We start from the raw sequence: 11,280 nt of genomic DNA, 5'->3' as shown, positions 1-11,280 counted from the left end.
CGATGAACGGCACCCATCCGACCAGCGAGGGCACGGCCCTCATGATGGCGGGCCGCCAGCCCGGCGGGGTCGTCGTGCCGTCGTCGAGCGTGACCCGGAGCCCGAGGGCGAGCTTGCCGGGCGAGCCGCCGAGCGTCGCGACCATCGAGACGTAGACCACCGTCCCGAGCACGCCGACGAGCAGCGATGCGGCGACCACGCCCACGAGAGCGGCGAGCGCAGCGATGAACACGAACCAGATGAGGATGTTGACGAGTCCCGCCCCGAGTCGATGCGTCGGCCCGGCGAAGCGATCCTGGTCTGCCGGTGTCGGCGCTGCATCGGTCACGCCGGCCAGCATGGCCCGAGGTCCGGGATGCGGTCGAACCGACGCACGACGTCCACCGCGGCCGCATCCGAGGCCGCAGCGGCGCGAACATCCAGGACGAGGCCGACGCCGAGGCAGGACGGGCGGCCGGCTCTCGGGCAGCGGGTGGCCGGTCAGTCCTGTTTCACAGCGGAGGTGTCGACGCACAGGATTCCGGTGTTGCCGTCCTGATCGGCGATGACGGTGAGTCCTGGCGAGTTGGTGTCGTCGACGACGGTTCCGCCGGCGGCGACGGCTGCGGTGACTCGTTGTGCGGCTACCTCGGGCGCGACGTAGACCTCGACGTGGAACCGCTGACGCGGCGCCTCGTCATCGTCGGCGCCACCGAACCACAGATTCGGGATCCGGCCGGTGGCGTCGCGGATCTCGTCGCTGGGGGATCCGTGGCCCTGCGCGGCCGGGTTCCCGGTGAGCAGGGCGGCCCACACCGGTGCGATCGTCGCAGAATGTGGGGTGTCGAGGCCGAGTTCGATCTGGCTGACCGCGGCCGGGTCCGCGACGAGGTGCTGGTCGGCTGCGATCTCGGTGATCCGCCGTGCGAGATCGACGTCCTGTTGGGTCGGCCACGCCACGACGTGTTCGGTGCCGTCGTCTTCGCGGTAGATGGCGTCGTCGGTGATCAGCTTGAGGTCGACGTACCCGGCGCCCATCGAGACGATCGGATGGTGGTCGACCTCGTCACCCGCCTCGCCCACAGCACTGATGAACCGTGCGCCGGTGCCGAAGTCGTCGATCAGGTAGCGGGCGTGGAGTCCTTGGGCCAACTTGCGCCAGTCGGCCAGATCGGCGTCGGCGATCTTGTCGCCCATCAGCATGTCCATGGATACAGCTCACTTTCTGATTCGATCCTCACCGCTGTCTCGATCGCACCCGTCTTGCGCGCGCAGCCTTGCGCATCACCGAATGACTCTTGTCCGCGCTCCGACTGTAGGTGAAGTCCGCCTGATCGAACAGGCTCGGTGTGGCGATGTGAAGCGGCGACGCCGACTGCCACGCCGTGCGTGTCCTGGGGTACGACTCCACGACCCTCCCCTGGCCAGCGCAATCGGTTCCGAAGCACCGTCGGCGGCGACGGCCTGTCGATGTCGAGCGACGAGAATGCGAGGATGACGAACTATTCCGGTACCCAGGAGTTCGAAGGCGCAACCTTCGTCAGGACCAGCTTCAAGGGCGCCATCATGAGATCCTGCGACGTCAGCGGGGTAACGATGCGCAGCGTCGACGTCGCCGGGCTCGACATCGACAGCCATGACCTGTTCTTCGCCAGCCTCGTCGTCAACGGCGTCGACGTGGTGCCGTTCGTCGACGCTGAGCTCAACCGACAGTTTCCCGGCCGCGAGTTGCAGAAGGCACAGACGCCCGAGGGCCTGCGAGACGGTTGGGTCGCAGTGCAGGCCGCGTGGGACACGACAGTCACGAAGACGCCCCCGGAACTGGTCGACGCCCACGTCGACGACGAGTGGTCGCTCGCTGACACCCTGCGTCACCTCGTGCTGGCGACTGACGCCTGGCTGCGCGGGGCGATCATGGGGATGGAACAGCCGTTCCACGAGATCGGCCTGATCTTCACCGGTGCAGCCGAGATGGGCTTCGACATGACGATCTTTCGCTCCGACACACCGTCGCTCGAGGACATCGTGGCGGTGCGAGCCGAACGGCAGCAGCTCGTGACCGACTTCCTGGCCACCGCCACACCGGAGCTGCTCGCCGAAGAGCGCAACAACCCGTGGGGCGGCGGGGACTGGCACCCCACTGTTGGTGACTGCGTTCGCGTGATCCTCGAAGAGGAGTGGGCGCACCTGCGCTACGTCCGCCGGGACCTCGCCCTCCTCGGATGAACACCCGATCAGGGCGACCGCTTGAGATGCACTCCGCGACCCTGGGTCGGCTCCGTCGCCCGGGCGACGACGTATCCCGACCACGCCTATTGGCGACGCAGCCAAGCCGATCGGGCCCCGCCAGAGAGATCGGCATCAGATTGGCAACGAGTCCGGGAAGCAGGAGAGCCACACCGGAGAGTGGCTCTGACCTGGTGTTTTCTTGGCAGCCCGTACGGGATTCGAACCCGTGCCGCCACCTTGAGAGGGTGGTGTCCTAGGCCACTAGACGAACGGGCCAAGCTGCACGCCCGACGTTACCGCCGGGCTATGTCTTCCGGACGAGACGCAACGACTCGCGCCGAGCGCCGTCCGGATGGTTGGGGTGAGAGGAATCGAACCCCTAACGACAGAACCAGAATCTGCTGTGTTGCCAGTTACACCACACCCCATCGGAGCGACGTGAGAGTGTATCGCCTCAACCGGTCACACCACCTGGGTCAGCGCGACCGGCCGCCGTCGAGCCGTCGGATCAATCGGTCAGGTCGCTGAGGCGGTCGAAGCCGACGAGCCGACCGACGGCCACTCCCCCGGCCTCGAGCAGATGGCGGCGGGCGTTCGACCAGCCGGTCACCACGCTGTCGGGCGTCGACGAGACCGACGGGTCGAGGCCGACCTCCTCGGCGATCAGCTTGCTGCGGAACGAGTGGTACGGGTCGGTCACCAGCACCACTTCGTCGTAGCCGAGAGCGACGAGCTGATCAGCGGCGCTGTCGAGCGACTCGTAGGTCGTCGACCCGGCGTTCTCGGACAGCAGTGCCGTGGCCGGCACGCCACGCTCCTGCAGGTACGCCGCCGACGCCTCGGCCTCGGTGAACCGGTCCCCCGGCAGCTTGCCACCCGTGACCATCACGTACGGGGCGACGCCCTGCTCCCAGAGCGCGAGCGCGTGGTCGAGCCGGGCGGCGAGCTGCGCCGACGGACGGCCGTCGTACTGTGCTGCGCCGAGCACGACGATCGCCTCCGCCTGCCCCGCGCCGTGTTGCCGGCCGGCGTTGACGACCTGCACCAGCGTGACGGCGTAGTAGCCGAGGAGCACGATCGTGACTGCGGCGACGACGCGCCTCCACGACGGCGGCCGGCGCCACCACTGCTCCGCCGTGAGCTCGTCGGAGCCAGCGGCAACGACCTCGTCACGTTGCCCCGGGTCAGCGGGGACGTCGGTCTGGTCGGCCATGGCGGTCACCGTCCTGGAACCCAGCCGGTCAGTCGCCGGTCTCGGCTTCGAGCCGGACGAGCGCGTTCCGCATCCGACGCAGCGACTCGTCGCGGCCCATGACCTCGAGCGCCTCGAACAGCGGCGGGCCGATCGAGCGACCGGTGACCGCCACCCGCGTCAACGCCGACGCCTTGCCGAGCTTGATGCCGTAGCCCTCCATCAGGCCCTCCATGGTGGCCTTCAGCGTCGGATGATCCCAGTCGGCCCCCTCGTAGGCGCCGATCACGTCGCGCAGCATCGGCAGCGCGTACTCGGGCTTGGTGGCCTTGTCCCACGACGCCTCGTCGACCTCGGGATCGTCGACGTACATGAAGTCGACCGCGCCCGGGGCATCGGCGAGCGTCTTCAGCCGCTCTCGGATGTGCGGCACCATCGATGCGAACGGCTCGGCGCCCCACTCCGAAGGCAGCCACGGGCGACAGGCCTCGGTGAGCTCGGCGGTGCCCATGGCGCGGATGTACTCACCGTTGAACGCAGTCAGCTTCTTGATGTCGAAGAAGGCCGGCGACAGGTTGACATCCTCCAGCCGGAACGCCTCCTCGATCACCGACCACGGCTGGATCTCGTCCTCACCCGGCGACCACCCGAGCGTCATCAGGTAGTTCACCATCGCATCGGCGAGGAAGCCCTCATCGCGGTACTGCTCGAGCGCCACCTTGTCGCGCCGCTTCGACAGCTTCTTGCGCTGCTCGTTGACCAGCACGGGCACATGGGCCCAGACCGGCACGTCGAGCCCCAGCGCCTCCCAGATCATCTGCTGCTTCGGCGTGTTCGGCAAGTGCTCTTCGGCGCGAACGACGTGCGTGATCCCCATCTCGGCGTCGTCGATCACGTTCGCGAGCAGGAAGACCGGCGTGCCATTGCCGCGCACCAGCACGAAGTCCTCGATCGAGGCGTTGTCGAACTCGACCTCGCCACGCACGGAGTCGTGCACGACCGTGGTGCCCTCGGGGACCCGGAACCGCAGCACGCGCCCCTGGCCGGGACCGAGGCCACTGTTGCGCGACCAGCCGCCGTAGCCGGTCACGCCCTCGAACTTGGCGCGCCGCTCGACGTCCTCGTGCGTCATGTCGCAGTAGTAGGCGTGGCCCGACCCGAAGAGGCGGTCGGCAGCCGTCAGGTGCGCCTCGATCTGGCCGCTCTGGAAGTGCGGCCCTTCGAAGTGCGGGGCGTCGGCGGAGATGCCGATCCATGCCAGTGCGTCGATGATCCCCTGGGTCCATTCGGGCCGGTTGCGGGCCTCGTCGGTGTCCTCGATGCGCAGCACGAACGTGCCGCCTGACTGCCGAGCGAGCGCCCAGTTGAACAGTGCCGTCCGGGCCCCGCCGACGTGGAAGAAGCCGGTCGGCGACGGTGCGAAGCGGAAACGCGGGGTGGCGGCCATGCAAGGTCGACGCTATCGCCGTCGGGGCATGCGGCTCAGGTCTCGTGCGACACAGGCGTGGGCTGCCAGCCCGAGCCCGTGCGCTGCCCGATCGTCACGACTCCCGCACCGACGTGAGCGCGAGGTTGCGGAGCTGGCGGAGCGCGACCGACAGGTTCGTCACGTCGAAGCTCTCGGCACGGCGGATCTCGGTGAGCATGGTGATCGCCCGATCGACGGCCCGCTCGTTGGCGTCGATCCAGGCGTCGACCGACCGATCGCCGGTTTCCATCACGTTGTCGGTCAACTCGGCCAGGGCGGTCAGCAGGTCGTCGCGCAGTGCGCTGCGGGCCTGCGTCTGCCAGCGGTCCGAGCGTGGCAGCGCGCCGACCGCATCCCAGAGCCACATCAGCTCGAAGCGGTCGAACACCTCCCAGTACGTCGATGCCGCGGCGATCGGTGGCGCGCCGGTTCGGTCGGCGAGCTCGATCACGTCGAACGTCGTGTGCAGCAACCGCCACACGGCAGATCGCTCGGCCAGCTCGGCGGGAACACCCTGTTCGATGCGTGCCGCCACCATCGTGTCGGCAGCGGTGCGCATCGGGCCCCGGAGGCACTCGAGCAACTCGCCGCTCAGCTCGCGCACGGGCTCGCGGAACCGGTCCGACTCGACCGACACGTCGACGGGCGGGCGTCGGTGGCGCATGAACCAGAGCGAGCAGCGCTCGGCCGTGCGACGGCAGTCGAGGAACAACTCGAGCTGATCCTCCAGCGTGAGCCCGTCGAGCTCGGCGATCTCGTCCCACCACTCGTGGAACCCGAGCACCTCGCGGACCGTGAGCCAGGCCCGGGTCACGTCGGTCACGGACGCGCCCGTGTCCTCGGTCATGCGGTGGTCGTACGAGATGCCGGACAGGTTGACCATCTGGTTCATCAGCTCGGTGGCGGCGATCTCGCGCCGCAGCCGATGCGTCGTCATCCGATCGCGAAATCGCTCGCGCAGCGGGGTCGGGAAGTAGTTGACCAGGTCGGCCTCGAGCGCCGGTTCGTCGGGGAGATCGGTCTTCATGATCTCGCTGATGTTGGCGTTCTTGGTGTAGGCGATCATCACCGCCAGCTCGGGCGCGCGGAGACCCGATCCGTTCGACTGCCGTTCGGCGATCTCCTTGTCGGACGGGAGGAATTCGAGCGAACGATCGAGCCACCCCTCGCGTTCGAGCAGGTCGAGGTAGCGGGCGTGCACGTTGACCATCGGCAGGCCCTGGGTGCGCGCGATCAGCAGCGCCAGCGTCTGGGCGCGGTTGTTGTCGAGCACGAGCTCGGCGACCTCGTCGGTCATCTCCTCCAGCAATTCGTTGCGCTGCTTCAGCGTCATGTCGCCGGTGGCCATCACGTCGCCGAGCAGGATCTTGATGTTCACCTCGTGGTCGCTGCAGTCGACGCCGGCCGAGTTGTCGATGGCGTCGGTGTAGACCAGCCCGCCGCCGATCGCGTACTCGACGCGTGCGAGTTGTGTGATGCCGAGGTTGCCGCCCTCGCCGATGATCTTGCAGCGGAGCTCGGTGGCATCTGCCCGCAGCGCGTCGTTGGCGCGGTCGCCCACCTCCGAGTTGCTCTCCGACGTGGCCTTCACGTACGTGCCGACGCCGCCGTTCCAGAGCAGGTCGACGGGCGCGCACAGGATCGCCTTGATCAGCTCGTTCGGTGTCATCTGCTCGGCCTCGACGCCGAGCACCTCGCGCGCCTGCGTCGAGATCGGGATCGACTTCTGCGTGCGCGGGAAGACGCCGCCGCCCTCGGAGATCAGTTCGGCGTCGTACTCGGCCCACGACGACCGCGGGATCTGGAACAGCCGTTGCCGCTCGACGAACGAGGCGGCCGGATCGGGATCGGGGTCGATGAAGATGTGGCGGTGGTCGAAGGCCGCCACGAGCTTCAGGTGTGGCGATCGGAGCATGCCGTTGCCGAACACGTCGCCGGACATGTCGCCGATGCCGACCGCCGTCAGCTCGTCGGTGTCGACGTTCTTGCCGAGCACCATGGCGTGACGCCGCACGCTCTCCCACGCGCCGCGCGCGGTGATGCCCATCGCTTTGTGGTCGTAGCCGGCGCTGCCGCCGGACGCGAACGCGTCGCCGAGCCAGAATCCGTATTCGGCGGCGACCTCGTTGGCGGTGTCGCTGAACGTCGCCGTGCCCTTGTCGGCGGCCACGACCAGGTACGGGTCGTCGCCGTCGTAGCGCGCCGTTCGGTCGGGCGGCACGATCTCGCCGGCGACCACGTTGTCGGTCAGGTCGAGCAGGCCACGAACGAACATCTTGTAGCACTCGACCGCTTCTTCCCGGTTCTCGGCCGCCGTCGCCTTGCGGCGCTTGACCACGAACCCGCCCTTGGCGCCGACCGGCACGATCACCGCGTTCTTCACCATCTGCGCCTTGACCAGGCCGAGCACCTCGGTGCGATAGTCCTCGGGCCGGTCGCTCCACCGCAGCCCGCCGCGTGCGATCGGTCCACCGCGGAGGTGGACGCCCTCGACGCGGGCCGAGCTGACGAAGATCTCGAACGCCGGCCGTGGCTCGGGCAGGTCGGGCACCTCGGACGGGTCGAGCTTGAACGCCAGCGTCGGGCGCCCCTGGTAGGCGTTGGTGCGCAGCGTCGCCTGGATCATCGCCAGGAACATCCGCCCGATGCGGTCGTCGTCGAGTGATGGCACGTCGTCCAGCGCACCGAGCACCGCTGAGCGGGTGGCTTCGACGACGACTGCGCGCTCGGCTTCGTCCCGATCTGGATCGAACCGGATCTCGAACAGGTCGACGAGCAGGCGCGCGAGGTGCGGCAGGCGCGCGAACGACTCCTCGATGTAGCCCTGGCTGAACGTGAAGCCGATCTGATGGGCGTACCTGGCGTACGCCCGCAGCACGTTGACCTGGCGTGCTGTCAGCCCACCCAACAGGATCAGCCGGTTGAAGCCGTCGGGTTCGATGTCGCCCGCGAGCAGACCGACGAGCGCCTCGCGCACCTCGGCATGACGGCGATCACCGATCGTGACGTTCTCGGGCACGCGGACCCCGATGTCGTAGACGAAGCACGAGCCACCCGCCAGCGGGAAGCAGTACGGGTGCTCGTCGAGGGCGCGCAGGCCGAGATGCCCGAGCAGCGGCAACATGTCGGAGAGCGCGATCGGGTGATCCCGCCGGAACACCCGCATCCGCCACACGCCCTCGACGGCGTCGACGTGGCGGACGAACGCACACACGGTGTCGCGCTCGCCCTCGATCAGAGCGTCGAGCCGCGCGAAGTCGCCCACCGCCGTCTGCGGATCGACGCCGGTGCGGTACGCGGCCGGCGCAGCGGGTCCGATCCGCTGCACGAGCGACGTGCCGCGGGACTCGCCGAACTCGTGGACGGCGACATCGTGGACGCGGTCGAGCCAGGCCGTGCTGAAGGAGTCGACCTGGTCCGACAGCTCGTCGAGGTCAGGCGTCTCGGCAGCTCGCTCGAGCGTAAAGGTGATGCGGGCGAGGTTGCTCGTGCCGAGGAACGACTCGAGATCGCGGGGCGTCGTGCCGTAGGCCTCGGCGACCCGCTCGGCGACCTGTTCGGGAAGCTGGGCGTTGAAGCGGCTCTTCGGCAGGTACACGAGCATCGTCGACAGCGCCCCGACCGGCTCGGGTACGTCGAAGACCCGGACGATCTGGCGTTCCTGCAGACCGACGACGTCGATCACGAGCCGTGCCAACGAGTCGGTGTCGAGCTCGAACGCGAGGTCGCGCGGCAGGGTCTCGAGCACGTTGCGCATCGACCGGCCGGTGTGGGTCTCGGCTCCGCTCGCCGCGAGCCCGAGGACGGCCCGGGCCCGCTCGCCGACCGACGGGATGGTGAGCACGCTCTGCCGGTACACCGTCGATGCCAGCAAACCGACGAAGCGATGGAACGCCGGGCCGTCGGGCTCGTCGGCCCGGACGGTGACGACGGTCATGCGGGCCGGGCGATGGATGATCGACACGCGCGACGAACGGGCGACCGACACGACCTCACCGTCGATGTTGATGTCCGGGTCGACCGGCGAGTCCGGCGTCAACGTGCCGAGCGCGGATCCCTCGCGACATCGGACCTCGCCGTCGACCACGTCGTAGGTCGCCGCGCCGAGGAAGACGAAGTGGCGTGAGGCGAGCCATTCGAGCAGCGGATCGAGATCGCGGAACGCCCCCATCCGGCTGCGCATGGCGTCGAAGTCGCCGACGATCGAGTGGACGAGCGCGACCGCCTCGGCGATGTCGGCTCGCAACACCTCGGCCCGCTCGGGGTCGCAGCGATCGATCTCGACCTGGGTCCAGGCCTCGAGGTGGACGCCATAGGGCGAGTCGTCGGCGGCAGCGCTGGCGACCCCGACCAGCTCCCCGGCCGGATCGCGAGTGGCGAACAGCATCGGGTGGACGAGCAGGTGTGTGGCCACCTGGTGCCGTTCGAGCACCATCCGAACCGTGTCGACGAGGAAGGGCACGTCGTCGGTGACCAGCAGCACGACCGATCGATCCGAATGCCATCCGTCGCGATCGCGATCCGGCGACAGGACCTGGACGAACGTGTCGCCCGGCGTCCGGTTGCGGCCCAGTGAGTGGTGGGCGAGCGCCACGGCGTAGAGGTCCGCGTCGTGGCGATCGTCGACATCGAACTCGGGCAGCTCGCCGTAGTAGGCCCTGAGGAAGTCGGCGAACAGCGGGTCGTCGGGCCGCCGCTCCGTGGCGAGATCGACCACCCGCCGGATCGTTGGTGTGTCGGTCATGAGCGAACGCCCCCCGTCATCGCTCTCGATACCGCTGACCAGGGGTCCAGCGGACGACGGGCTGCAGTTCCCGTGCCATGCGACCGATACTAGAAGTTGTGGAGGCGGTGATCGAGCGAGCGAAGGCCGGGGACACCGACGCGCTCGCACACCTCTGGCGCACCTACCAGCACCTGCTGCTCCGCTACTTCCGGGGCAAGGGCATGGCCGAGCCCGACGACCTGGCGTCGACGGTGTGGATCGAGGTGGCATCGAGCCTGCCCCGGTTCGAAGGGTCCGAGCACGACTTCCGGCGCTGGCTGTTCACGATCGCCGCTCGCCGCCGGATCGACGACATCCGCAGCTCGAAGCGGCGCAGCGACCTCGACGACCGCAATCGTGTGGCCGAGACCCGGCTCGCAGCTCGCGCTGCTGCCGACGAGGCGGAGGACGGTGGCGCGCTCGAGCGCGCGCTCGCGATCGTGCGGTCGCTGCCCGGCGACCAGGCCGAGGCCGTGCTGCTCCGGGTCATCGCCGAGCTCAGCATCTCGGAGATCGCCGTCGTCATGGGCCGGCGCGAGGGCGCCGTCCGCGTACTCGTGCACCGCGGCCTGAAACGACTCCAACAGCACCCGGATGTAACAGATCCCCGAGCGCGGACGATATCTACAGCGTGACCGGCACTGACCACAACGACGATGCGCTGATCGCGGCATTGCGTTCACCCGCTCTTCCCGCAGAGCACCTGGGTGAGACCGCTGCTGTCGCGGCCATGGTCGAAGCCCTTCCCGCAACGGTCCCCCACCGTTCTGGGCTTCGGTCGCGTCGCGGCGTTGCCATCGCCGCTGTCACAGTCGCCAGTCTTGGGGTCGGCGGTCTCGCTGCCGCCGGCCCCGGAATCTTCTCGCCCGCCGCCGACGCGCCACCCGAGTCCACTGCTGCCACCGTTCCCGAGTCGACCGTGCTCGATGCTGCGCCGAGCGTCACCGCCACCACCGAGCCGGCACCGGCGCAGGCGGCAGGTTCGACGACCGAGCCATCGTCGGACGACGCCGGCGCTGGCGGCGCCATCGCCGGTGACGAGGCCAACCAGTCGCAGCCGGGCGACGGCAACGGCGTCGAGGACCCCGACGGTGAGGCGGCGGTCGATTGCGCCGACGGCAACCACGGCCAGACCGTCTCCAGCGTCGCCCAGGCGACCGAGCCCGGCCCCGGCCACGGCGACGCCGTCAGCGCCGCCGCCCGGTCCGACTGCGGCAAGTCCGACGACGACGGCTCCGACGACGACAGCACCGGCGCCGACGAGTGCGACGACGGCGACCGCAATCACGGCCAGACGGTCTCGAGCGTCGCCCGGTCCACCGAACCTGGTCCGGGCCATGGTGAGGCGGTCAGCGAGGTGGCGCGCTGCGCGTCGAACGACGATGACCGCTCCGACGACGATGATCGCTCTGACGACGACAGCACCGGCAAGCCCGACAACCCCGGCAACCCCGAGGCACCCGGCAAGCCCGACAACCCCGGCAACCCCGAGGCACCCGGCAAGCCCGACAACCCCGGGCAGCCCGAGAACCCCGGCAAGCCCGACAACCCCGGGCAGCCCGAGGCACCCGGCAACCCCGAGGCACCCGGCAAGCCCGACAACCCCGGCAACCCCGAGGCACCCGGCAAGCCCGACAACCCCGGGCA

7 protein-coding genes, 2 tRNA genes and 1 pseudogene are annotated in these 11,280 nt (G+C 69.1%); 3 read left to right on the top strand and 7 right to left on the bottom strand.

The genetic code is table 11. The annotated features are described in order from the left end of the window. On the bottom strand, positions 1 to 328 hold a 328-nt coding region (locus QNJ12_RS21255; protein ID WP_300625770.1), incomplete at its 3' end, for an RDD family protein. Positions 329 to 480: 152 nt separating this feature from the next. After that, on the bottom strand, positions 481 to 1,188 hold the full coding sequence (locus QNJ12_RS21250; protein ID WP_300625769.1) for a VOC family protein: 708 nt from the start codon (positions 1,186 to 1,188) through the stop codon (positions 481 to 483). Positions 1,189 to 1,473: 285 nt separating this feature from the next. On the opposite strand from QNJ12_RS21250, the gene QNJ12_RS21245 reads away from it, so the two are divergent. Beyond that, positions 1,474 to 2,205, top strand: a complete 732-nt coding sequence (locus QNJ12_RS21245) for a DinB family protein (protein ID WP_300625767.1) — start codon at positions 1,474 to 1,476, stop codon at positions 2,203 to 2,205. 203 nt (positions 2,206 to 2,408) lie between these two features. Here the strand turns inward: QNJ12_RS21245 and QNJ12_RS21240 are convergent. The 5 genes from QNJ12_RS21240 to QNJ12_RS21220 all read right to left on the bottom strand — a co-directional run bounded on the left by QNJ12_RS21240 (position 2,409) and on the right by QNJ12_RS21220 (position 9,612). After that, positions 2,409 to 2,484, bottom strand: a tRNA-Glu gene (locus QNJ12_RS21240). Between the two features lie 77 nt (positions 2,485 to 2,561). Next, positions 2,562 to 2,636: transfer RNA gene (locus QNJ12_RS21235), tRNA-Gln, on the bottom strand. Between the two features lie 80 nt (positions 2,637 to 2,716). After that, entirely contained in the window at positions 2,717 to 3,421 is a 705-nt protein-coding gene (locus QNJ12_RS21230; protein ID WP_300625766.1) for a YdcF family protein, read from the bottom strand. A 28-nt stretch (positions 3,422 to 3,449) separates the two neighbouring features. Then, positions 3,450 to 4,847, bottom strand: coding sequence for a glutamate--tRNA ligase (gene gltX / locus QNJ12_RS21225; RefSeq protein WP_300625764.1), 1,398 nt, complete (start codon positions 4,845 to 4,847; stop codon positions 3,450 to 3,452). A gap of 94 nt (positions 4,848 to 4,941) precedes the next feature. Beyond that, the gene (locus QNJ12_RS21220) at positions 4,942 to 9,612 is read right to left on the bottom strand and encodes an NAD-glutamate dehydrogenase (protein ID WP_300625762.1); all 4,671 of its coding nucleotides are present in this window, start codon (positions 9,610 to 9,612) and stop codon (positions 4,942 to 4,944) included. Between the two features lie 107 nt (positions 9,613 to 9,719). On the opposite strand from QNJ12_RS21220, the gene QNJ12_RS21215 reads away from it, so the two are divergent. Further along, positions 9,720 to 10,268, top strand: coding sequence for an RNA polymerase sigma factor (locus QNJ12_RS21215; protein WP_300625760.1), 549 nt, complete (start codon positions 9,720 to 9,722; stop codon positions 10,266 to 10,268). Then, positions 10,265 to 11,280 (top strand): annotated as a pseudogene (locus QNJ12_RS21210) (hypothetical protein); the annotation flags it as partial. The gene QNJ12_RS21215 and the pseudogene QNJ12_RS21210, both read left to right, overlap by 4 nt.

It is taken from the genome of Ilumatobacter sp. (genome assembly GCF_030065885.1).
Taxonomy (GTDB): Bacteria; Actinomycetota; Acidimicrobiia; order Acidimicrobiales; family Ilumatobacteraceae; genus Ilumatobacter.
Note: the sequence above shows the minus strand (reverse complement) of the source record. Positions and strands in the feature narration are given on the sequence as shown.